The 23,576-nt window shown below is 74.3% G+C and carries 11 protein-coding genes; 6 read left to right on the top strand and 5 right to left on the bottom strand.

Annotation, left to right across the window (positions count from 1 at the left end; translation table 11 throughout):
- Nucleotides 1–54 precede the first annotated feature (54 nt).
- The gene (locus AB0O82_RS09595; protein WP_363581844.1) at nt 55–693 is read right to left on the bottom strand and encodes a TetR/AcrR family transcriptional regulator C-terminal domain-containing protein; all 639 of its coding nucleotides are present in this window, start codon (nt 691–693) and stop codon (nt 55–57) included.
- Between the two features lie 55 nt (nt 694–748).
- On the opposite strand from AB0O82_RS09595, the gene AB0O82_RS09590 reads away from it, so the two are divergent.
- The 6 genes from AB0O82_RS09590 to AB0O82_RS09565 all read left to right on the top strand — a co-directional run bounded on the left by AB0O82_RS09590 (nt 749) and on the right by AB0O82_RS09565 (nt 9,855).
- Nucleotides 749–2,263, top strand: a complete 1,515-nt coding sequence (locus AB0O82_RS09590; protein WP_363581842.1) for an FAD-dependent monooxygenase — start codon at nt 749–751, stop codon at nt 2,261–2,263.
- A gap of 147 nt (nt 2,264–2,410) precedes the next feature.
- Nucleotides 2,411–3,289 (top strand): BadF/BadG/BcrA/BcrD ATPase family protein, encoded by an 879-nt coding sequence (locus tag AB0O82_RS09585; protein WP_363581840.1) that lies wholly within the window; start codon nt 2,411–2,413, stop codon nt 3,287–3,289.
- Between the two features lie 193 nt (nt 3,290–3,482).
- Nucleotides 3,483–6,215 (top strand): penicillin acylase family protein, encoded by a 2,733-nt coding sequence (locus tag AB0O82_RS09580; protein WP_363581919.1) that lies wholly within the window; start codon nt 3,483–3,485, stop codon nt 6,213–6,215.
- A gap of 201 nt (nt 6,216–6,416) precedes the next feature.
- On the top strand, nt 6,417–6,971 hold the full coding sequence (locus AB0O82_RS09575; RefSeq protein ID WP_350880788.1) for a YceI family protein: 555 nt from the start codon (nt 6,417–6,419) through the stop codon (nt 6,969–6,971).
- Nucleotides 6,972–7,082: 111 nt separating this feature from the next.
- Nucleotides 7,083–8,321 carry a pyridoxal-phosphate dependent enzyme gene (locus AB0O82_RS09570; protein WP_363581838.1) on the top strand — a complete coding sequence of 413 codons (1,239 nt, stop codon included), beginning with the start codon at nt 7,083–7,085 and terminating at the stop codon, nt 8,319–8,321.
- A gap of 178 nt (nt 8,322–8,499) precedes the next feature.
- Nucleotides 8,500–9,855, top strand: a complete 1,356-nt coding sequence (locus AB0O82_RS09565) for a hypothetical protein (RefSeq protein WP_363581917.1) — start codon at nt 8,500–8,502, stop codon at nt 9,853–9,855.
- A gap of 65 nt (nt 9,856–9,920) precedes the next feature.
- Here the strand turns inward: AB0O82_RS09565 and AB0O82_RS09560 are convergent, their stop codons facing one another.
- Genes AB0O82_RS09560 through AB0O82_RS09545 form a run of 4 tightly spaced genes read right to left on the bottom strand, consistent with a single transcriptional unit; the run spans nt 9,921 to nt 23,572 of the window.
- On the bottom strand, nt 9,921–10,976 hold the full coding sequence (locus AB0O82_RS09560; protein WP_363581836.1) for an NADP-dependent oxidoreductase: 1,056 nt from the start codon (nt 10,974–10,976) through the stop codon (nt 9,921–9,923).
- Nucleotides 10,973–12,637 carry an NAD(P)/FAD-dependent oxidoreductase gene (locus tag AB0O82_RS09555; RefSeq protein WP_363581915.1) on the bottom strand — a complete coding sequence of 555 codons (1,665 nt, stop codon included), beginning with the start codon at nt 12,635–12,637 and terminating at the stop codon, nt 10,973–10,975. The genes AB0O82_RS09560 and AB0O82_RS09555 overlap by 4 nt, the downstream gene beginning before the upstream one ends.
- 26 nt (nt 12,638–12,663) lie before the next feature.
- Nucleotides 12,664–14,343, bottom strand: coding sequence for an NAD(P)/FAD-dependent oxidoreductase (locus tag AB0O82_RS09550; RefSeq protein ID WP_363581834.1), 1,680 nt, complete (start codon nt 14,341–14,343; stop codon nt 12,664–12,666).
- A complete protein-coding gene (locus AB0O82_RS09545) occupies nt 14,330–23,572 on the bottom strand; it encodes an amino acid adenylation domain-containing protein (RefSeq protein ID WP_363581832.1) in 9,243 nt (3,080 codons plus the stop codon). The genes AB0O82_RS09550 and AB0O82_RS09545 overlap by 14 nt, the downstream gene beginning before the upstream one ends.
- Nucleotides 23,573–23,576: the final 4 nt, after the last annotated feature.

The raw sequence follows: 23,576 nt of genomic DNA, 5'->3' as shown, positions 1-23,576 counted from the left end.
CCCGAGGGGGGGCGTGTGGAGCGGCCGGGGCAACGAGGGGCGGCTGCTGGGAATTCAGGGGGCGGTGGGGCCGGACGGGGAGAGGATCCGGGAGAGGCCGAACTCGAAGCGCTCGGTGAAGGCGGCGTCCTCCAGGTGCGGGGCGACCCGGGCGAGCGCCGGGTAGTCGCCGCCGGCGAGGGCCGGGCCGAGGGTGTGCACGCCGTCCTGGGCGGCCAGGGCCTGCTCCTCCTGGGCCAGGCCGAGGGTCAGGTACTGGATGGTCCAGAACACCCAGGACGCGTGGCGCTCGTCCAGTCCGCCGTCGAGGAGCGCGGCGATCATGGCGTCGGTGAAGCGCAGGGTGCCGGGCTCGGCGGCGTAGGTGCCGGCGACGATGACCGCGCCGTCACGGTGGGCCAGCAGGCACCGCCGGTAGCGGTGGGCGAGCTCGCGGGCCCGTTCGCGCCAGGGCGCGGGCAGGTCGTCGAGCGGGATCTCACCGACGATCGCGTCCGCCATGAGTTCCAGCAGGCGGCCCTTGGTCTTGGCGTGCCAGAGCACGGTGTTCATCCGGACGCCGAGCCGTTCGGCGACGCCGCGCACGGAGACGGCGGCGGCGCCCTTGTCGTCCAGCAGGTCGAGGGCGGCGCGGACCACCGTGTCGGAGTCGAGTCGGGTCCGGGGGGCGTCCGGGGCTTGCTTCTTGGTCACTGACCTAGTCTACTGGAGCCAAGTCATTGGTCACTGACCAAGAGAGGGATGAGTCATGGAACAGGTCGTCATCGCCGGCGGGGGCCCGGTCGGGCTCTGGCTCGCCGCCGAACTCCGGCTGCAGGGCATCGAGGTCACCGTGCTGGAGAGCCGCACCGAACCCGACCCGCACTCGCGGGCCACCACCGTGCACCCGCGCACCCTGGAACTGCTGGCCTGCCGCGGCCTGGTGGAGCCCTTCCTCGCCGAGGGCGTCCGAATCCCCGGCGGGCACTTCGCCGCACTGCCGCCCCGGTTGGACTTCAGTCGGCTGGACACGCCGTACCCGTTCACGCTCGCACTCCCCCAGGTGCGCACCGAGGCACTGCTGGCCGAACACCTCCGCTCGACCGGCGCCCGGCTGCTCCGCGGACACCGCGTCACCGGGCTGGACCAAGGCGACGACGCGGTCACCGTCCACGTCCACGGCCCGGACGGCCCCCACCGGCTGCGCACCGCCTACCTGGTCGGCTGCGACGGCACCCGCAGCACCGTGCGCGAGGCGGCGGGCATCGGCTTCCCCGGCACCCCGGCCACCGCCTGGGCCTGGATGGCGGACGCCGTGCTCGACGCGCCACCGCGCTGGCGCTCCGTCTCCAACGAGCAGGGCACCGTGATGGTCTTCCCGCTGCCCGGCGGGGTGCACCGGGTGGTCGGCAACGACACGGCGACCGTCCACACCAAGCCCGGCCCGCTGACCTTCGAGCAGTTGCGCGCCAAGGTCCGCGGGATCACCGGGACGGACTTCGGGATGCGCGAGGCCGGCTGGATCTCGACCTTCGGCAACGCCTCCCGCCAGGCCGACCGGTACCGGCACGGGCGGGTCCTGGTGGCGGGCGACGCCGCGCACTCGCACTTCCCGGCCGGCGGGCCCGGACTCAACGTCGGCATGCAGGACGCCGCCAACCTCGGCTGGAAGCTCGCCCGCACCATCACCGGCGCCGCCCCCGACGGCCTGCTCGACAGCTACCACGCCGAGCGCCACCCGGTCGGCGTGGAGCTGCTGCGCTCCACCCACGCCCAGTCCGGGCTGATGACCGACCACTCGCGGACGACGCTGGCCCTGCGCGGCCTGCTCGCCGAACTCATCACCGGCGTCGACGAGTTCTCGGACGAACTGGCCGGTCGCGCGGCCGGCCTCACGACCGCCTACCCGGCCGACCCCGCCGGCGGGGCGCACCCGCTGACCGGCTCCCGGGCGCCCGACCTGAGGCCCGCCGGGCCCGCGGACGGCACCGGCCTGTTCACGCTGCTGCGCCCGGGCCGCCACGTCCTGCTCGACCTCACCGGCCGGGCCGGCGCCGAGTTCGCCGCCCTCGCCCACGCCACCAGCCCGGGCGTGACGGTGCACAGCGCGCCGCTCGCCGCGTCGCGGCCCGCCTGGCTCGGCGTCACCGCCGCCCTGGTCCGGCCCGACGGGCACCTGGCCTGGCTCACCGAGGAGCAGCACCTCCCCGCACTGGTCACGGCCGCGCACGCGGCCGTCACGGCGACGACCGCCCACCCTTCCGCCGCGATCCCTCTACGCTGAGGAGCGATCGGCCCACGGGCGCCCTCTCCGGAGCCCCGAGGGCCGGCGGCAGCCGCTCGCGCAGGTCCGCGGCGCCCTGCCGGCCGCCGACCTGATGCCGCTCACCACCACCCCGGCCACCCGCCGAGCCCGCACCGGAGCCGCCCGATGACCACCCTCCACCTCGGCGTCGACGCCGGCGGCAGCCACACCCGCGCCGTCCTCCTGGACGCCGCGGGCGCCGTCCGGGGCCGCGGCGAGAGCCCCGGCGCCAACCCCGCCGGAGAGGGCCCGGAGCCGGCGCTCGACCGGCTGGCGGCGGCGGTCACGGCCGCCCTCGACACCCGCGGCCCGGACCGCATCGCCGCCTGCCTGATCGGCCTCGCCGGGTACCGCTCCCTACCGGACCCGGACGCGTTCGCCGAGCGCTGCCGGGCCGCCCTCGGCCTGCGCCACCCGGTACGACTCGTCCCCGACACCGTCCCGGCCCTGGCCTCCGGCGGCGTCACCGACGGCCACGGCACCGTCCTGATCGCGGGCACGGGCGCGATCTGCGTCCGGCTCGCCGGTGCCCGCACGCTCGCGCACACCGGCGGGCTCGGCTGGCTGCTCGGCGACGAGGGCGGCGGCTTCTGGCTCGGCCGCGAGGCCCTGCGCCACGCCCACGCCGACCCGGCCGGCCCGCTCGGCACCGCCGTCCGCGCCCGCTGCGCCGCCGACTCCCCCGACGCCCTGCTCCGCTGGGCCTACGCCGGCCCGCCCCGCCGGCTCGCCACCCTCGCCCCGCTGGTCTCCCGGCTCGCCGCGCAGGGCGACCCGGCCGCCCGCGCCATCGCCGACACCGCCGCCGACCACCTGGCCGCCCTCGCCCGCGCCACCGCCGCCCCCACCGAACCCCTGGTCCTCACCGGCTCGGTGGCCACCGCCCCCGGCCCGATCCGCGAGCGCCTCCACCACCTCCTCGCCGACCTCCACCCCCGCCTCCCCCGCACCGACCCCGCCACCGCTGCCGCCCACCTCGCCACCCGCCTCGCCACCGGGCGGTAGACGGCCCGGACGGATCACCAACCCGGCCGCGCCCCACCGGAAATGGCATGCACGCCACTAGCCAACCGGTCAGTAACGCCCCTACCGTCGAGCTCCCGTGGCTTCGACGGAGGAGCTCCCCTTGCGCCTACGCCCCCACCCCCTGCGCTTCCCGGCCGCCGCCGTCGCGTCGGCCCTGCTCGTCACCGCCGCCCTGACCACCACCCCCACCGCCGCCGCCCCCGCCGCCCCGACCGCCACCGCGGCCGACTACTGCGGCGGCCACTGCCGGGACATCCTGCCGCCCGGCGAGAACGGCAACGCCACGCTCGCCGAGATCCTGCTCAACCGGATGTTCGGCAGCCGCCCCGCCCACACCGACGACCAGCTCGGCCCGTACGCCGCCCTCGCCTCCGGCTACCCGGGCCTGACCGAGGCCAAGCTGCGCGACTTCTTCAACGACGCCTCCTTCGGCGTCCCCGCCGACCAGGTGGCCAGCACCATCAGCCCGCGCGCCGACGTCACCATCGTCCGCGACAAGGCCACCGGCGTCCCGCACATCACCGGCACCACCCGCTACGGCACCGAGTACGGCGCGGGCTACGCCGCCGCCCAGGACCGGCTGTGGGTGATGGACCTGTTCCGACACGTGGGCCGCGGCCAGCTGTCCGGCTTCGCCGGCGGCGCCGCCGCCAACCGCCAGCTGGAGCAGAGCTTCTGGCAGGCCGCGCCGTACACCGAGGCGGAACTGCAACAGCAGATCGACGCCCTGGCGGCCCGCGGCGGCCGGGCCGCCCAGGCCCTCACCGACGCGAACGCCTACCTCGACGGCATCAACCAGTACGCCAAGGAGTCCTACAACGCCCGCACCTTCCCCGGCGAGTACGACCTGACCGGGCACATCGACCCGATCACCAACGCCGGGTCGATCGAACCGTTCAAGCTGACCGACCTGGTCGCCCTGGCCTCCGTGGTCGGCGCCCTGTTCGGCTCCGGCGGCGGCGGTGAACTCGCCTCCGCCCAGGTCAAGTCGGCCGCCGAGGCCCGCTACGGCAAGGACGCCGGGGACGCGGTCTGGAAGTCGCTGCGCGAGGCCGACGACCCGGAGGCCGTCCAGACCCTGCACGACGGCCAGCGCTTCCCCTACGCCCCGGTCCCCGACGCCCCGCAGGGCGAGGCACTGCCCGACCCCGGCTCGGTGGTGCCCGAGCGGATGATCTACGACGCCACCGGCACGGGCGCCGGCGCCGCGAGGACGGCCGCCCCTGGCGTGCTGCCCGGCAGCCTGCTCACCGCCAAGCACGGCATGTCCAACGCCCTGCTGGTCTCCGGCGCCCACACCGACGACGGCCACCCGGTCGCCGTGTTCGGCCCGCAGACCGGCTACTTCGCCCCGCAGCTGCTGATGCTGGAGGAGATCCAGGGCCCCGGCATCAGCGCGCGCGGCGCGGCCTTCGCCGGCCTGAGCTTCTACGTGCAGCTAGGCCGCGGCCAGGACTACGCCTGGAGCGCCACCTCCGCCGGGCAGGACATCACCGACACCTACGCCGTCCCGCTCTGCACCACCGACGGCTCCCCGGCCACCACCGCCGCCGACTCCTACCTCTGGCACGGCCAGTGCGTCCCCTTCGACCGGCTGGAACGCAAGAACACCTGGAACCCGACCACCGCCGACTCCACCGCCGCCGGCTCCTACACCCTGGTCATGTACCGCAGCAGGTACGGCCTGGTGACCGCCCGCGGCACGGTCGGCGGCGCCCCCGTGGCCTTCACCTCGCTGCGCTCCACCTACCGGCACGAGGCGGACTCCATCATCGGCTTCCAGGAGCTCAACGACCCGGGCGCGGTGCACGACGCCGCGAGCTTCCAGCAGGCGGCGCAGGACATCAACTACACCTTCAACTGGTTCTACGCCGACTCCCGCGACATCGCGTACTACAACTCCGGCAGCAACCCGGTGCGCGCCCCCGGGGTCGACGCCGGCCTGCCGCTGCGCGCCGAACCGGCCTACGAGTGGGCCGACTTCGACCCCGCGACCAACACCGCCCGGTACACCCCGGCGGCCGAGCACCCGCAGTCCGTCAACCAGGACTACTACATCTCCTGGAACAACAAGCAGGCCGACGGCTTCACCTCGGCCGGGTTCGGCAACGGCTCGGTGCACCGCGGCAACCTGCTCGACGACCGGGTCAAGGCGCTGCTGCGCAACGGCGGCAAGGCGAGCCGGGTCTCGCTCACCCAGGCCATGGCGAGCGCCGCCCTGGCCGACCTGCGCGCCGAGGACGTCCTGCCGGACCTGATCCGGGTGCTGCGCAGCGCCCCCGTCACCGATCCGGCCGCCGCCACCGCGCTCCAGCAGTTGGAGGCCTGGCTGGCGGACGGCGCCCAGCGGAAGGAGACGTCGCCCGGCAGCCACGGCTACGCGGACGCCGCCGCGATCCGCATCCTGGACGCCTGGTGGCCGCTGGTCGCGGAGGGCGTCATGCGGCCCGGCCTCGGGGACCAGCTGTTCACGGCCCTGACCGGCGCCCTGCAGATCAACGAGTCACCCTCCGGCGGCCAGACCGGTCCCGGCAGCGGCGGCCCGGTGAGCGCCAACGAGGCGATCCCGCACAAGGGTTCGGCCTTCCAGTACGGCTGGTGGAGCTACCTGGACAAGGACCTGCGGTCCGTCCTGGGAGACCAGGTGGCCGGCCCGCTGGCCCGCCCGTACTGCGGCGGGGGCGATCTGGCGGCCTGCCGGGGCGTGCTGCTGGACACCCTGAAGCGGGCGGCCGCCCAGACCCCGGCCCAGGTCTACCCGGGCGACGCGGACTGCTCCGTCGGCGACCAGTGGTGCGCCGACACGATCATCCAGCGCCCGCTCGGCGGTGTCACGGACGACAAGACCACCTGGCAGAACCGTCCGACCTACCAGCAGGTGGTGCAGTTCCCGAGCCACCGCTGAGCCCGTGCCCTGTAACGGCCGCGGGTGCCCCCGTCCACCCGGGCGGGGGCACCCGCGTGGAAGACAGCGGCCCGGGCCCGACGGGCGGGGACGGGGCGCAGCACCTAGCGTGGTCCGGGGCCGACCCAGGCGTCAGCGGCCCCCTAGGACCCCCGCGATTCCCCGGAGAGGCCCCACACCCGCCCAGGAGGTAAGCCGACCATGACCGTCTCCCTGTCCGAGCTCACCGGGGACTACGTCCTCGACCCCGCCCACACCCGGATCGGCTTCGTGGCGCGCCACGCCATGGTGACCAAGGTCCGCGGCTCCTTCACCGCCTTCGAAGGCAGCGCCCACCTGGACGGCGCCGACCCGGGCCGTTCCACCGCCCGGGTGACGATCCGGACGGAGAGCATCGACACCGGCGTCGAGCAGCGCGACCAGCACCTGCGCACCAACGACTTCCTGGACGTGCCGAACTTCCCGACCATCGCCTTCGCCACGACGGCGGTCGAGCCGCGCGGGGACGGCGAGTTCCGGGTGACGGGCGACCTCACCGTCAAGGACGTCACCCGCCCGGTCACCATCGACGTCGAGTACACGGGCAACGCCGTCGACCCCTACGGCAACCTGCGGGTGGGCCTGGAGGGCTCGGTGACGATCAGCCGTAAGGACTTCGGGGTGACCTGGAACGCGGCCCTGGAGGGCGGCGGCGTCCTGGTCGGCGACAAGGTCGTCCTGGAGTTCGACGTCTCGGCCGTCCGACAGGCCCAGTAGCGGCCGCAGGAGCCAGGAGCGGCCCGCCGGAGCCCCTGGGGCGCGGCAGCCCCAGCCACGGGCCCCGGAATCCGCCGGACCGGGCGGCGCAGGCCCGGTTAGGCTCCTGACATGGCGACAGACGGCTCCCTCGCAACCGGCCAGCGCTCCCTCGGCGATCCCACCCTCGACTACCCGTTGTGGCCCCCGCTCACCGCGGGCTGTCCCCGCACCGGCACCGAGGACGTCTCCTACCCCGTCGAGGTCGACTACGCCTACCGCGAGGCCGACGCGGCAGCCCTGTTCGCCCCGGGCGCGGACGCCGGGGCGCCGCGCGGCGGGCTGGAGCGGTGGGCCCCGCTGCTGCCGCCGCTGCTCGCGCCGGGCCTGGGCGAGGGCGGCACGCCGCTGGTCGAGCTCGAACCCGGGGTGTACGTCAAGGACGAGGCCCGCAACCCGACCTGGAGCCACAAGGACCGGCTGAACCGCTGCACCACCAGCGCCGCCGTGGGGGTCGGCGCGCCCGGGATCGCGGTGGCCTCCTCCGGCAACCACGGCGCGTCCGCCGCCGCCTACGCCGCCCGGGCCGGGCTGCGCTGCGTGGTGATCACCGGGCCCGACCTGCCGCCGGCCGTCGACGCGTTCCTCAACGCCTACGGCGCCGTCGTGCTGCCGGTGCCGTGGGAGGCCCGCTGGCCACTGCTGCGGCAGGTCGTGGACCGGCTGGGCCTGCACCCGGTCAGCAACCTCACCACCACCCACACCGGCCACGCGTACGGCCCCGAGGGCTACAAGACCGTCGCGTACGAGATCTTCCGGGACATCGGCGTGCCCGCCGCGGTGTTCGTGCCCACCGGCTACGGGGAGCTGCTCTTCGGCGTCTGGAAGGGCTTCAGCGAACTGCACCGGCTCGGCCTGGCCGACCGGGTGCCGCGCATCGTCGCCTGCGAGTCCGCGTCCGGTGCGCCGCTCGCCCTGGCCGTCCGCCAGGGCCTGCCGGCGGCCCGGGTGACGGTGGGGCCGAGCGAGGCGTACTCGATCGCCTCCCCGGTCGGCGGTTACCGGGGCGTGGTCGCGGTCCGCGAGAGCGGCGGCCGGGTGCTGGCCCTGGACGACGGCCAACTCGCGGCCGCCCAGGCCGAACTGGCCCGCTCCGGGCTCTGGACGGAGCTGTCCGCGGCGGCCGGGCTCGCCGGGCTGCGCAGCCTCGGCGGCGTCGAGGGCCTCGGGGAGGCCGAGGGGCCGGTGGTGTGCGTGTCGACGTCCAGCGGTTTCAAGGACCGGGGCGTCGGCGCGCGGTCGACCGCGCCGGCCACCCCGGAGTGGGAGGAGGTCCGCCGCCGGCTGCACGCGGCCGGAATCCGCGGCTAACGGGGCTCCCCCGACTCACGCCCGGCGTTGGAGGCCTGCTGTTCGCCGTCCGGTTCTCCGGCGTAGGGTTGGCGTTCGCCGCGGCCGCCCAGGCTGGTCCGGATCCGCACCGCCCCCGCTCCTCTCCGTGCGTCGAAGGGCTGTCACCGTGTCCCGTTCCCCCCGCCGTCTGCTCCCGCTGGCCGTCGCCGTCGCGGCGGTGCCCGTACTCGCCCTGCCGGTGGTCCCGGCCACCGCGGCCTCGTACGGCACTCCGACGATCACCTTCTCGGCCGGCTACCTGTCCGGCGCGGTCGGCGCCACCGGCGATCCGACGGTGTCCGTTGCGGTGGCGCAGAGCGGGGCCGCGGCCTCGGCGCTGACCGTCGCCGCCTCGGCGAGCACCCGCAGTGCCGTCGCGCGGACCGGCGACGTGGCGGTGACGGGCACCGGCGGCACCCGCACCCTGGCGGTCGCCGCGCAGGGCGTCGGCTACACCGACCTCACCATCAAGGTGACCGGCCTGGGCGGCAAGACCGCGACCCGCACCCTGCACTACGCGGCCTCCCCCGCCGTCCGGTTCCCGGCCGCCAGCCGCTACCTGACCGGTTCCAGCGACGCCTCCGCCGCGGTGGACGCGGGCGGCGGCTACATCCTGGTCGGCGACGACGAGTCCAACGTGCTGCGGCTGTACGACCGCAACGCCTCCGGCGCGCCGGTCCGCACCTGGGACTTCAGCTCCGCGCTCGGCGTCTCCAAGGAGATCGACATCGAGGCCGCGGCCCGGGTCGGCGACACGATCTACTGGACGGGCTCGCTCGGCAACAACAAGGACGGCAAGGTCAAGCCGGACCGGCACACCGTGTTCACCACGAAGGTCACCGGCTCGGGCGCCGACACCCAGCTCTCGCTGGCCGGTTCGTACCACGGCCTGCGCGACGACCTGATCGCCTGGGACGGCGCCCACGGCGACCGCTACGGCTTCGCGGCGGGCGCGGCGGACGGGCAGGCGCCCAAGCAGATCGACGGATTCAACGTCGAGGGGCTGGAGTTCGCCCCGGGCAGCACCACCACCGCGTACATCGGCTTCCGCGCGCCGCTGACCCCGGCGGTCACCGGCGGCCGCGCGCTGCTCGTCCCGGTCACCAACCTCCCGTCGCTGCTGTCCGGTTCGGCCTCGCACGCGACCTTCGGCGAGCCGGTCGAGCTGGACCTCGGCGGGCTCTCCATCCGCGACCTGCGCCGCAACGACCTCGGCCAGTACCTGATCGTGGCCGGCTCCTGGTCCGCCGAGGACAACTCCGCCCCGTACGCCCTCTACCGCTGGAACGGGCAGCCGGGCTCCCAGCCGGTCAAGCTGGTCGACCTGCCGACCAGCGACGCCGGCGCCTGGGAGGCCGTCCCGGACGTGCCGAACCTGGACGCCCCCGGCGCCCGGGCCCAGCTGATCACCGACGACGGCTCCGCCGACCTGTACGGCGACGGCACCGCCGCCAAGGACCTCGCCCAGCCGGAGTGGAAGAAGTCCCGCTCCACCTGGTTCACCCTGAACTGACCTGTGCCCGGCCGGGGCGGGCACACGAACCGCCCGCCCCGGCCGGGCCCCGCCGACCGCCCGGCTCAGAGTTCGACGAGCACCTTGCCCCGGCTCGCGGAGCGGTCCACGTACAGGCTGCGGTAGGCGGCCGGGATGTTGTCGAAGCCCCGGTGGACGGTCTGCTGGTAGCCGAGGTCCCCCCTGCGGACCAGGGCGCCCAGCTCCTGCCGCAGCGCCGACCAGTTCTCCTCGGTGAACCACTCCAGCGAGAAGATGCCGCGGATGGTGGTGCGCGGGAACATGATCATCGGCAGCAGCCGCGGGCCCGCCCAGTCGCCGCCGACCTGGCTGCCCCACTGCCAGCAGACCGCGACCCGGCTGTCCACGGCGAGCAGGGAGAAGACCGCGTCGGTGAGCGCCCCGCCGAGGCTGTCGAAGTAGCGGTCGATGCCGGCCGGGGCGAGCTTGGCGAGTTCCTCCCGCAGCCGCTCGGGGTCGTCGCCGTCGCGGTAGAGCAGGACCGCGTCGAAGCCCAGCTCACGCAGCCGGGCGGCCTTGGCCGGGGTGGCCGTGGTGCCGATGACCCGGGCCCCCCGGTGCCGGGCCAGCTGTCCGACCACCGAGCCGACCGCCCCGGACGCCCCGCTGACCAGCACGGTGTCCCCCGGCCGGACCTCCAGGAACTTCTCGACCGTGCCCCAGGCGGTCATCCCCGGGCCACCGAGGACACCGAGGGCGGTGGAGATCGGCAGGGCGTCGTCGTAGTCGCTCCGGTCCAGCCGCCGGTAGGCGGGGAAGACCATCGGGAAGGTGCCGGTCTGCCAGAATGCCGGGGCGCCGTTGCTGATCACGTGGGTGCGCCAGCCGCCGAAGCCCTGCACGAGGTCGCCGACGGCGAAGGCGGCGTCCGGCCCGGCCTCCACCACCTCCATGATGGAGTCCGCGCCCATGTGGTCGCCGATCGGGGTGTCCAGGGCGATCCCCTGGAGGTACGGGTCGACCGAGACGTACCTGGTCCGCAGCAGCATCTCGTCCGCGGCGAGGCGGACGTCCACCTCCTCGACCACCTTCCGGTACATCCGCTCGACGTCCGGCACGCCGTCCACGTGCTCGCGGACGACCCACTTCTCGACCCTCATGAGGTGACTCCAAACCGCCGGTCGGCGGGCCCGACCGGTTCGATGACCAGGGTGGGCGGCGGCGCGCTGTCGTCCACGGCGGCGGTGAACGGCCGACCGTCGTCGCGGCAGATGAACTGGACGACGTGCCGGCCGGCGGCGGCCGCCCGGATCAGTCCCCCCGTGGTCGCCCACACGCCGGAGAGGTAGAAGTTCGCCAGGCCGGGCAGCCCGGGCCCGTTGCGCTTGATCTCGTCCTCCAGGGTCTCGCCGCTCTCCACGAACGGCTGCCAGCCGAGCACCGTGCCGTCGTAGTTGCCGGTGTAGCGGACCTGGGTGAGCGGGGTGGACACGTCCTTGACGGCGACGGCGTCCCTCAGACCGGGGTGGTGCCCGTCCAGGAACTCCACGATGGCGTCCCGCACCCGGCGCTTCTCGCGCTGGTACTCGCGCCCGCGCCCCACCGGCAGGGTGTGCAGTTCCTCGCCCCGCCGCAACCGTGGCGCCTGCTCCGGGCCGGTGCTCAACTCCCGCCAGGGGGCGATGTCGCAGAAGTAGCTGGCGTAGACGACGGTCGTCGCGGCGGGCGACAGCTCGGGGTAGTGGCGGCTGCGGAACTGGACGTTGATGCTGGGGTGGCGGATGCCGGTGAGCCGGTCGGCGACCTCGTCCTCCAGCAGGTAGGTGGTGCACGGGTCCCCGGCCGGGAAGGGGCGGCGCAGGCCGAGGAAGACGGTGAGGTAGCCGGGGAAGACCATGCCGGGCTCGGTGATGGTCCGGGTGTACAACCGGCGGTAGGTGTCGTTCAGGTAGCGGCCCTTGAGCAGGTCCAGCATGGTGGTGCGTCCGTCGCAGGCGGCGACCACGATGTCCGCCCGGATCTCCCGGCCGTCGCTCAGCCGCACCCCGACGGCCCGGTCCTGCTCGACCAGGATCTCGGCCACCTTGGTGTTGTAGCTGATCTCACCGCCGAGCCGCCGGTAGCGCTGCTCGATCGAGCGGGCCAGCCCGAGCGAACCGCCCTCCGGCACCCCGGCCGACTGCCCTGCGTGCGAGGCGAGTTGGAAGTAGGTGGGCAGCACCGGGAAGTTGGGGTGCTTCTCGTAGAGCACGAAGTTGAACGCCTCGCGCAGCAGCGGGCTCCGGAAGCGCGCCGAGTAGTCGCTCATCAGCACCGTGATCGAGCGCCGGATGACGTTGAAGTACGGCAGGAACGAGGCGAGCATCCGCCAGCGCTCGGCCCGGCCCATCAGTCCGACCGGCTTGAGGAAGGGGTAACGGACCAGGGCGCGGCGGAACTTGCGCAGCCCTTCGCAGAACTGCCGGATCCGCCGGGCGTCCTCCGGGGCGAGGTCGAGCAGGTGCGCTTCCAGGCGGTCGGGGTCGGAGTAGAAGTAGACGGCGCGCCCGTCCCGGGTGCGCACCACGTTGAAGACGTCGAAGTTGCGCATCACCTTGCCCTGCAACGCGCCGAGTTCGAGCCAGATCTGGTGCATCTCGTTGCCGGGGCCGCTGCCGAGCAGCCAGCTCACGCAGCAGTCGAAGGTGAACTCGCCGCGGTCCCAGGCCGTGCAGCAGCCGCCGGGGAGTTCGTGCATCTCCAGGACGGTGGTGCGGTAGCCGTTCATCTGTGCGTAGCAGCCGGTCGACAGGCCGCCCAGCCCGCCCCCGACGATCACCATGGTCTGCCTGCTGGTGCTCATTCCGGTCATTCCGGCACTCCCACGGTGGCCCGGTCGAGTTGCGGCAGTTTGCCCAACTTGCCCGCATGCCAAGGTTCCTGGTTGTCACTGGGCCAGGCCCGGAACGGCCGGCCGAGCTCCCGGCAGAGGTACTGCGCGGCGTACCGGCCGCTGGTGGCGGCGCGGATCAGACCGCCGAGGCCGGCCCACTGCCCGGCCATCGAGAAGCCGCGCAGACCGGGCAGCCGCATCCGGTCCCGGTTGACCAGCCGGTTGGCGGCGTCCTCGGCCTCGGAGAAGGCCTGCCAGGCGAGGATGCTGCCGTAGGTGTTGCCGGTGAACCGCTCGGTGGTCACCGGGGAGGCGACGTCCACGACTTCGATCCGGCGGCCCAGCCCCGGGTACGTCCGCTCCAGGAACTCCCGGACGAACGCGGCGACTTCCTGCTTGCGCGCCCGGTAGGCGCGGCGGTCGCGGACCCGCAGGTCCTTCCAGGAGCGGTAGTCGCTGAAGTAGGTGCAGTGCAGCACCGACTTGCCGGGCGGCGCGAAGCCCTCCGCGTAGTCCGAGCGCAGTTGGACGACCAGGCTGTGCTGGAGCGAGCCGGGCAGCCGGGCGCCCTGCTCGGGCGACAGCAGGTAGGTGGTGCTGTGCGGTTCGCCCTCGGGCAGCGGGCCGTCCACGCCGACGAAGGCCGAGACCACGGCCGGGTACAGGTTGCCGGGCTTGTCCAGCAGCTCGCCGTACAGCCGGTCGGTGGCGGGGCTGGACCAGCGGCCTTCGAGCAGCCGGTCGAGCACCGTCGGCCCGTCGCAGGCGGCCACCACGTGGTCGGCGAAGTGCCGGGAGCCGTCCCGGAGTTGGACGCCAACGGCGCGGTCCCCCTCGACCAGGATCCGCTCCACCCGGCAGCGGTAGCCGACCACCCCGCCGAGCGAGGTGTAGCGCTCCTCCACCGACCGGGCCAGCCCGAGCGAACCGCCCTGCGGGAAGCCAGTGTTGCCGTTGTGCGCGGCGGCCAGGGTGTACAGGTACGGCAGCAGCGGGAAGCCGGCCGGCTCCTGGAGGAACATGTTGGGCAGCGCCCGCCGCAGCAGAGGGTCCTGGAAGCGCTCGGCGAAGCCGCTCATCGGGGTCGTCGCGGTCCGCCAGAAGAGCCGGAACGCGGGCAGCACGGTGCGCAGGGTGCGCAGCCGCTCGGCCGGGCCGCGCAGCGGCGGCGGGGTGAGGTCCCAGGGCAGGTCGATGGCGGCGAAGCGGCGCAGGTCCCGGCAGAAGGCGCGGATCGGCTTGGCGTCGCCGGGGGCGGTGGCCAGCAGGTGCTGTTCCAGCCGGTCCGGGTCCCCGTAGAAGGTGACGGCGCGGCCGTGTTCGTCGACGACGCGGTTGAAGACGTCGAAGCGGGTGATCGACTTGCCGTCGAGGGCGCCGAGTTCGCGCCACACCTGGTTCGCCCCGGTGCCCTCGGCGGTGCCGATCAGCCAGTCGATGCAGTAGTCGAACAGGTAGCCGTGCCGGGACCACGCGGTGCAGCAGCCGCCCGGCAGCACGTGCTTCTCGAAGATCCGGGTCTCCAGCCCGCTCATCTGCGCGTAGCAGCCGGTGGAGAGCCCGCCGATGCCCGCGCCGATCACGATGACCCGGGGCGGGCCGCCGGGGGCCCGCTCCCGGCTCGACCAGTCCGGCCCGCGCTCAGACCCGGCCATCGGCGGTGCCTCCGGCCAGGATGGCGCCCGCCAGTTCGGCGTTGCGGGCGGCGAACTCGGCGTCCAGCATCTCGGCGTGGCTGCCGTGCCCGGCGTGGACGGCCGTTCCGGCGCTGGAGGCGCCGTGCCAGGAGCCGTGCTCGCCGCCCGCGTGCAGCGCCAGCCGGTCCCGTTCGCACACCACGTTGAGCGGGGCCTTCAGGACTCCCAGGTTGGGGGTCCTGCTGCAGAACGCCAGGTAGTCCCGGGCCTGTTCGAGGGTCTCCTGGGCGACGATCCGGGAGCCGGTGTGCCGGTGCAGGTGCTCGTGGAGTTCGCGTTCGAAGACGGCCAGGTGCTCCTCGCCGAGCTCGAAGGGCTCGGGGATCCGGTAGGAGTCCACCACCAGGACGGAACTGACCGTACGGCCTCGGCGTTCGAGCTCCCGGGCCACCTCGAAGGCGAGGTTGCCGCCGAGCGAGTAGCCGAGCAGGACGTACGGCCCCGCCTCCTCCAGGTCCTCGACCAGGTCGGCGTAGCGGGCGGTCTTGTCGTCGCCGGTGAGGTAGTTGAAGGCGGCGAGCCGGTGGTCGGGCAGGTGGGCGGCGAGCTGGCGGTAGACCAGGCCGTGGCCGCCGGCCGGCGGGAAGCAGAACACCGTCCGCCCCTCGGGCGCCCCGGGGTTGAACCAGAGGTACGGCTGGCCGCCGGCGACCTCGCCGGTGATGATCTGCTCCAGCGTGCGGGCCATCCCGTGCAGGGTGGTCACCTTGAACAGCAGGCCGACCGGGATGCTGATGTTGAACTCGGTCTGCAGGTGGTGGATCAGCTCGATCAGCCGGATGGAGCTGCCGCCGAGCTCGAAGAAGTCGTGCTGGAGGCCGACCTCCGCCACGCCGAGCAGGTTGCTCCAGTGCTCGGCGGTGCGGATCTCGTAGAGGGTGACGGGCGGTTCGTGCTGCGCGCCGCCGGTGTCGATCCGGGGCTCGGGCAGGGCTGCCAGGTCGACCTTGCCGTTGGGGGTGAGCGGCAGGGCGGGCAGTTCGGTGAGGTGGGAGGGGATCATCACGGTGGGCAGGTGCTCGGCCAGGTGGCGGCGCAGTTCCCGGCGGTCCAGGGTGGTCCCCTCGGCGGGGACCAGGTAGGCGGCCAGCACGGCTTCGCCGGTGGAATCCTCACGGACCGTCACACAGGCCTGGGCGAGTTCGGGGCGGGCGGTGAGGTGGGCCTCGATCTCGCCGATCTCGATCCGGTGGCCGCGCACCTTGACCTGGTTGTCGATCCGCCCGAGCAGGTGGGCGGTGCCGTGGGCGTCCCAGTGGCCGAGGTCGCCGGTGCGGTAGAGCCGGACGGGCGGGCCGTCGAGCTCCAGGGTGGTGAAGCGCCGGGTGGTCTGCTCCGGGTCGTTCGGGTAGCCGGCGGCGACACCGGCGCCGCCGATCCACAGCTCGCCGGGCACGCCGGGCGGTACCGGCTCGCCGTAGTGGTCGAGGATGTACAGCGCGCTGTTGGGGAAGGGTCGGCCGATCGGCACCATCCGGCCGGGCTCCAGGGCGTCCGCGCCGCCCTCGTAGTAGCTGGTGTCGATGGTGGCCTCGGTCAGGCCGTAGGAGTTGACCAGCCGGGTGTCCGGCCCGCACAGGGCGCGCAGCCGCCGGTGCTCGGCGGCCTTCCAGGAGTCGGAGCCGACGACCAGCAGCCGCAGGAAGTCCAGCCGCAGGCCCTCGCGTTCGCAGTGGGCCAGCAGGCCGCGGGCGACGGCGGGCACGAACTCGCCGCAGTCGACGGCTTCCTCGCGCATGGTGCGGTACAGCCGGGCGGTGTCGAACAGCAGGTCGCGGTCGACCAGGACGAGGGTGCCGCCGGTGCTCAGCGCCCGGGCGAGGTCGCCGGAGAACACGTCGAAGGCGGTCCCGGCCATCTGGAGGTGCACCCGGGCCTCGGTGTCGAGGCGGTACTCGGCGCGCCAGCCCGCGGTGACGGCGGCGAGGTTGCGGTGGTCGACCCGCACGGCCTTCGGGCGGCCGGTGGAGCCGGAGGTGTGGATGACGTAGGCGGGGCGGTCCGGGTCGGCGGCGGGCAGCGGGCCGCTCTCGGCGGCGGGCCGGTCGAGCTCGTCCAGGGTGACGGGGCGGACGGGCGGTTCGGTGCCGAACGGGTTCCGCTCCGCGACCACGACGAGGGCCGCTCCGGCGTCGGTCACCTGGTAGGCGAGCCGGTCGGCCGGGTGTCCGGGGTCGAGCGGCAGGTAGGCGGCGCCGGCCCGCCAGATCGCCAGCAGGACGACGATCAGCTCGGGTGACTTGTCCAGGCAGACCGCGACCACCGAGCCTTCGCCGACACCCAGTTCGCGCAGCCGCAGGGCCGTCCGCTGGGCCCGCCGGTCGAGTTCGCCGTAGGTGAGGCGGCGGGCGCCGTCCGGGCGGGGGGCCGTGACGGCGACGGCCTCGGGGTGTTCGGCGGCGGCCTTGGCGACGAGTTCGGGCACCGGGGTGTCGTGGTCCGCCCGCCGGTCGGCGCCGCTGAAGCCGGTGAGGATGCGGCGGCGTTCGGCCTCGTCGAGCATCCGCAGCCGGCCGACCGGGCGGTCGGCGCCGGCGCTGGTCATGGCGTCCAGCAGGTTGCGGTAGTGCGCGGCCAGCCGCTCGACGGTGGCGGCGTCGAAGAGGTCGGAGTTGTACTTGAACACGCAGTGGAAGCAGCCGTCCGCGCGGTCCTCGTAGGCGGACAGCGTCAGGTCGAACTGCCCTTCCTCCTCGGGGAGTTCGATGTACTCCAGGCGGTAGCCGAAGCGTTCCACGGCGACCTTGTGGGTGAGCAGGATGAACATCGCCTGGAACACCGCCGAGCGGCTGGGGTCGTGCTGGAGCCCCAACTGCTCGACCAGCAGCGGGAACGGGTACTCCTGGTTGTCCAGGCCGCCGAGCACGCTCTCCCGCACCCGGGCCAGCAGCTCGGACACGGTCGGCTCCCCGGCCAGGCTGACGTGCAGCGGCAGCGGGTTGACGAAGTAGCCGTAGACGGAGGCGAACTCCTCCTGGGTGCGGCCGGTGACGGGGCTGCCGACCACGATGTCCTGCTGGCCCGACCAGCGGTGCAGCAGCAGGTAGTAGGCGCTGAGCAGCACCATGAACGGGGTGGCGTGGTGCGCGCGGGCCAGCTCGTGGACGCGGGCGGTCAGGTCGGCGTCGAGCCGGAAGAACGCCGAGGCGCCGTTGTGGGTCTGCACGGCCGGCCGGGGCCGGTCGGTGGGCAGGGCGAGGACGGGCATCTCGGCCGGCAGGTGGCCGCGCCAGTAGTCGAGCATCCGCCGGGCGTCGGGGCCGGCCAGGAAGCGGTTCTGGTGGTTGAGGAAGTCGAGGTAGCGGGCGGCCACGGCGGGGAGTTCGGGGGTGCGGCCGTGGCGCAGCGCCTCGTAGACCTCGAACAGCTCCTCGATGAAGGTGAAGGTGGAGATCGCGTCCGAGACGATGTGGTGGACGGCCTTCATCAGGACCCAGCGGTCCGGTCCGCGCCGGAACAGTCGCAGCCTGACCAGCGGGTCGTTCGCGAGGTCGTACGGCCGCCGGTACTCGGCGACGATCAGCGCGTGGATCTCCTCCCAGGGGCGGCCCTCGACGTCGAACAGTCCGGTGTCGGCCACCGCCTCCGGGCGGATCCGCTGGACCGGTCGGCCCTCCTCGGCGGTGAAGGCGGCCCGCAGCCCGGGGTGCCGGGCGACCAGCGCGCGGAAGGCGGCGAAGACCAGCTCGGGGTCGAGCTCGGCGCGCACCTCCACCGCGCCGCCGATGTTGTAGGCGAAGCCGTCCGGGTGCAGCTGGCGCAGGAACCACAGCGCCTGCTGGTTGTGGGTGAGCGGGTAGCGGGCCTCGTCGGTGTGCAGCTCGACCTCGGCCTGCTCGGGGCCGCCCTCGGCGTCGAGCCGCTCGGCCAGGCCGGCGACGAGCAGGTCGACCAGGTCGCCGACGGTGCCGTTGCTGAGCAGCGCCACCACCGGCAGGGCGACGCCCAGTTCGCCGTGCACCCGGGCGCGCAGCTCCATCGCGAGCAGCGAGTCCAGGCCGTGCGCGCCGAGCCTGGTGTCCGGGGCGATCCGCTCGGCGCCGATCCGCAGCACGGCCGCGGCGGCGGCGGTGAACCGCTCGGTGACCAGCCGGTGCCGGGTCGGCGGATCCGCCGTGCGGTAGGCGTCCAGGAAGCCGCCGGTCTCGGCCGGGGCCTGCTCGGCGGCGCCGGCGGCCAGGTCGGCGACCAGCGGCGGCGGCGCGGGGTACCAGGCAAGGAAGGTCGGCCAGTCGACCACGGTGGCGACCAGCAGCTGGGCGCGGTCCTGGCCGAGGACGCGTTCCAGCACGGCCGTGCCGGCGTCCGGCGGGAGCGAGCTCATGCCGCGGGCGTCGCGGTAGTGGGCGACCAGGCCCAGTTCCTCGATCATGCCGGTGGCCCAGGGGCCCCAGTCGAGGCTGAGCGCGGGCAGGCCGGCGGCCCGGCGGTGGTGGGCGAGGGCGTCCAGGAAGGCGTTGCCGGCCGCGTAGTTGGTCTGCCCGGCGGTGGTGAGCAGCGAGGCGACGGAGGCGAACAGCACGAAGTGGTCGAGCGGTTCGTCGCGCAGCAGCCGGTGCAGCAGGTGGCCGCCGACCACCTTGGGGGCGTATCCGGCGTCGAAGGCGGCTCGGTCCATCTGCGGCACCAGCACGTCCTTGACCTGCCCGGCGAGGTGGAACACCCCGCGGATGGGCGGGCGTTGGCGTTGCCGGTAGTCGGCGAGCCAGGCGGCGAGGGCGGTCTCGTCGGTGACGTCGACGGGGGCGAGCAGCGGTTCGGCGCCGAGCGCCTGGAGTTCGCGCAGGAAGGCGATCCGCTCCCCGGCCGGGCTGGCGGGGTCGGTCCGGTACCACTGGTCGCGCTCGGGCAGCACGGTACGGCCGACCAGGATCAGCCGCCGGGCGCCGCGCCGGACCAGGGTGCGGCAGAGCAGCCGGCCGAGCGCGCCGAACGCGCCGGTGACCAGGTAGCTGCCGTCGGGGCGCAGGACCGGCGGCAGCGGGCGGGTGAGGCCCTCGGCCCGGCGGAGCCGGCTGGTGCGGCGGTGGCCGGCCCGCAGGGCGATCTCCTGCTCGTCCCGGGAGGTGAGTTCGGCGAGCAGCGCCTCGGCCTGGTCGAGCGGCTCGGCGGCGGGGTCGAGGTCGATCAGGGTGCCGCGCTGGGCGACGAGTTCCTGCTGCCAGAGCACCCGTCCGATGCCCCAGGCGGGTGCGCCGAGCGGTTCGACCCGGTCGTCGGGGGCGGCGGCCTGGGTGCCCCGGGTGACGATGTGCAGCCGGGCGTCCGGGAGGGCGACGGGCAGGGCCTGCGCGAGGGCGATCAGCGCGTAGCCGCCGAGGGTGGCGAGCTGGTCGAGCCGGTCGGCCGTGGTGGTGTCGAGGGCGGGCTGGTCGAGGTTCCACAGCTGGACGACGGTGCGGTAGCCGGGGCCGAGGTCGGTGAGGAGCCGGGTGAGGTCCTCGGTGGAGTCCGGGCGGACGGTCGAGCGCCCGTCGCCGGGCCGGTAGTCGGTGCCGGGCCGGACCAGGTGGCAGCGGGCGCCGCGTTCGGCGGCCAGCGCGGCGAGGCGTTCGGCGAGGCCGCCGGCGTCGGCGAACAGCAGCAGGTCGCCGAGGTCCTGGTCGGCGGGCGCGGCCGGGGCGTCCGTCCAGGCGAGTTCGGTGAGCCAGCTGTCGATGGTGGCGAGGCCGACCGAGGCGGGGGCCTGCGCGACGTCGGCGACCCGGAAGCCGGTGATCCGGCCGACCGGGGTGCCGTCCTCGGTGTACAGGGCGAGGTCGCCGACGAGTTCGCCGCCGCCCTCGCGGGTGACGGTGGCGTGCGCCCACAGCGGCCGGTCGCCGGCCTGGTCGAGCCGGACCTCCTCGATGGACACCGGCAGCCGGACGCCGCCGTCCTCGGGTGTGAGCAGCCGGGTGGCCAGCAGGGTCTGGAAGCAGGCGTCGAGCAGCACCGGGTGCAGCTGGTGGTCGGCCGCCTCGGGGCCGAGCCGGTCGGTCGGGCTGATCCGGGCCAGTGCCTCGCCAGGGCTCGTCCACACCTCCTGGACGGCCTGGAAGGCGGGCCCGTAGTCGTAGCCGCGGGCGGCCAGGAGCCGGTAGCAGTCGGGGCCGTCGAAGCGCTGTCCGCGGGAGCGGATCGCCTCGGCGTCCAGCGCCGGCCCGTGGGCGCGGCGCTGGCCGGTGCGGACCCGGCCGCCGGCGTGCACCACCGGTTCGCCGCCGACCGGGGTGGAGGCGATGGTGAAGCGGGCGTCCTCCGGGGCGTAGCCGAGTTGGACGGGGGTGGGCTCGGTGTCGGAGAGGAACAGGGCCCGGTTCAGCTCGATCTCGGCGAGCACCACCTCGGTGCCGCCGGTGAGGGCGCGGACGGCCTGGGCGGCCATCTCCAGGTACCCGGCCGCCGGGAAGACCATCTGGCCCTCGATCCGGTGGTCGGCCAGGTAGGGCAGCCGCTCGGGGTCGAGTGCGGTGGTCCAGGCGGGTTGGGCACTCGCGGTGCGGCGGCCGAGCAACGGGTGGTCGACCTCGCCGAGCCGGACCTGCCGGACGGCGCTCGGCTCGACCCAGTACCGGTCGCGCCGCCACGGGTAGCCGGGCAGCGGCACCGGGCGGCCGGCCGGGTGCAGTGCGCGCCAGTCCAGTTCGACGCCCAGGGTGTGCAGTTCGGCGAGCGACCGGGTGAAGCAGGCGGGCTCGTCGGCGTGCCGGCGGATGGACGGCAGGGCGTGCGCGCCGTCGACGCACTCGCGGATCGCGTGGCCGAGCACCGGGTGCGGGCCGATCTCCAGGAACAGGCCGTGCCCGTCCTGGGCCATCCGTTCGACGGCGGCACGGAAACGCACCGGGTTGCGGACGTTGTGCCACCAGTACCCGGCGTCGAGTTCGGGGCCGCGGGCGAGGCCCTCGCGGGCGGTGAGGTAGAGCGGCAGCCGGGCCTCGTTGGGCTTGAGCGCGGCGAGCGCTGCGGTCAGCTCGTCCCGGATCGGGTCCATCCGCACGCTGTGGTACGGGACTTCGACCTCCAGGAAGCGGGTGAACACCTCCTGTCCGCGCAGTTCCTCGGCGAGTTCGCGCAGCGCGTCGGTGTCGCCGGCCAGGGTCACGGTGGAGGGGCTGTTGACGGCCGCCAGCGAGACCCGGGCGCGGTACGGGCGGATCCGGCGCTCCGCCTCGGCCTCCGGGAGGCCGACGGCGAGCATGGTGCCGGTGCCGGCCAGCCGCTGCTGGAGGCGGCTGCGGGCCAGCACCACCCGGACGGCGTCGGCCAGGTCGTACACTCCGGCCTCGTAGAACGCGGCGACTTCGCCGGTGCTGTGCCCGACCACCGCGTCGGGGCGCAGGCCGTGGCTGCGCCAGAGCGCGGACAGGCCCAGCTGGACGGCGAAGTTGGCGGGCTGGGCGAGCCAGGTCTCGGCCATCCGGGAGTCGGCCTCGTCGCGGTGCAGTTCGTCGAGCAGGGACCAGCCGGCCTGCTCGCGGATCTCCCGGTCGCAGGCCTGGACGGCCGCCCGGTAGACCGGTTCGTTCTCGTACAGGCCCCGGCCCATGCCCCACCACTGCGGGCCCATGCCGGTGAACACCCAGGCGAGGCGGCGCTGTTGGCGCTCCCGGGCGCGGCCCTGGAGCACCCGGGGGTGCGCCTCGCCGCGCTCGTGGGCGGCCAGCGCCTCGTCCAGGTCGTCCCGGGTGGAGTAGGCCACCGCGAGCCGCTCGGGCAGGTGCTGGCGCCGGTGCGCCAGGGTGTGGCCGAGGTCGTCGAGCGGCACCCCGGCGGCGAGCTCCCGACGGATTCCGGCGGCGAGTTCGGGCAGCCCGGCGGCGTCCTTGGCGCTCAGCGGCAGCACGGTGCAGGCCGGCTGCGGGGCCTGGGCGGCGGGCCCGGTGCTCGGCGGCTCCTCCAGCAGGACGTGCGCGTTGGTGCCGCCGAAGCCGAAGGAGTTGACGCCGGCCCGGGCCGGTCCTTCATGCTCGGGCCAGTCGATCGGGACGGTCGGGATGTCGAAGGGCAGCGCGGCCAGGTCGATGCCGGGGTTGGGCCGTTCCAGGTTGAGGTGCGGCGGGATCCGCCGGTGCTTGAGGGCCAGGGCGGTCTTGATCAGCCCGGCGACGCCGGCGGCGGCCTCGGTGTGCCCGATGTTGGTCTTGACCGAGCCGACGTAGCAGCGGTCGCCCGGGCGGCGGCCGTTGCCCAGCACCCGGCCGAGCGCGGCCGCCTCGATCGGGTCGCCGACCGGGGTGGAGGTTCCGTGCGCCTCGACGTACTGGAGGCTGCCGGGCAGCACCCCGGCCTCGGCGCAGACCCGTTCGATCAGGGTGACCTGGGCGTCCGCGCTGGGGACGGTGATGCCGTTGGTGCGCCCGTCCTGGTTGACGCCGCTGCCGAGGATGACGGCGTGCACCGGGTCGCCGTCGCGCAGCGCGTCCGACAGCCGCTTGAGGACGACCACGCCGACCCCCTCGGCCCGGACGTAGCCGTCGGCGGAGGCGTCGAAGGCGCGTGAGCGGCCGTCGGCGGACAGGAAGCCGCCCTTGGTCTCGGCGATCGTGTACTGCGGCGCCATGTGCAGCAACGCGCCGCCCGCCAGGGCGAGTTCGGTCTCGCCGCGGAGCAGGCTCTGGCAGGCGAGGTGCACCGCGACCAGGGAGGAGCTGCAAGCGGTGTCGATCGAGACGCTGGGGCCGCGGAAGTCGAAGCAGTGCGAGATCCGGTTGGACACCATCGTCATCATGGTGCCGGTGGCGGTGTGCGCGGCGAGCGTGCGGAAGTCCAGGTCGGCGAACTGGAGGATCTTGTAGTCGAGGGTGAAGGCCCCCATGTAGACGCCGACGTCGCGGCCGGCCAGCTCGCCGGGGCGCAGGCCGCCGTCCTCCAGGGCCTCCCAGCTGACCTCCAGGAGCTTGCGCTGCTGCGGGTCCATGTGCTCGGCCTCGCGCGGGCTGATGCCGAAGAAGTCCGGGTCGAAGGTGTCGAAGCCGTCGATGTAGCCGCCCCGGCCGCCGACCAGGCGGCCCGGTTTGGACCGGTCCCGACTGCCGAGCGTGCCGGTGTCGTAGCGGTCGGCGGGTGTCGCGGTGAGGCAGTCCCGACCCTCGACGAGGTTGCGCCAGTAGGTCCGGTGGTCGTTGGCGTGTCCCGGCAGGCGGCAGCCGATGCCGGTGATCGCGATCCGGTCGCAGGGCACGGCGAAGGGCGAGGTGTTCATGATC

It is taken from the genome of Kitasatospora sp. NPDC088264 (assembly GCF_040685715.1).
In the GTDB taxonomy this organism is placed as follows: domain Bacteria; phylum Actinomycetota; class Actinomycetes; order Streptomycetales; family Streptomycetaceae; genus Kitasatospora.
The sequence above is the reverse complement of the archived record's forward strand: the minus strand, read 5'-3'. Positions and strand labels throughout refer to the sequence as shown.

Excerpts from the sequence above, each read along its gene's own strand:
- AB0O82_RS09570 (WP_363581838.1), top strand. The coding sequence starts at position 7,083 with ATGGCGACAGACGGCTCCCTCGCAACCGGCCAGCGCTCCCTCGGCGAT.
- AB0O82_RS09555 (WP_363581915.1), bottom strand. The coding sequence starts at position 12,637 with ATGGTGATCGTCGGGGGCGGGCTGGGCGGCCTGTCGACCGGCTGCTAC.
- AB0O82_RS09545 (WP_363581832.1), bottom strand. The coding sequence starts at position 23,572 with ATGAACACCTCGCCCTTCGCCGTGCCCTGCGACCGGATCGCGATCACC.
- AB0O82_RS09585 (WP_363581840.1), top strand. The coding sequence starts at position 2,411 with ATGACCACCCTCCACCTCGGCGTCGACGCCGGCGGCAGCCACACCCGC.
- AB0O82_RS09575 (WP_350880788.1), top strand. The coding sequence starts at position 6,417 with ATGACCGTCTCCCTGTCCGAGCTCACCGGGGACTACGTCCTCGACCCC.
- AB0O82_RS09550 (WP_363581834.1), bottom strand. The coding sequence starts at position 14,343 with ATGGCCGGGTCTGAGCGCGGGCCGGACTGGTCGAGCCGGGAGCGGGCC.
- AB0O82_RS09590 (WP_363581842.1), top strand. The coding sequence starts at position 749 with ATGGAACAGGTCGTCATCGCCGGCGGGGGCCCGGTCGGGCTCTGGCTC.
- AB0O82_RS09560 (WP_363581836.1), bottom strand. The coding sequence starts at position 10,976 with ATGAGGGTCGAGAAGTGGGTCGTCCGCGAGCACGTGGACGGCGTGCCG.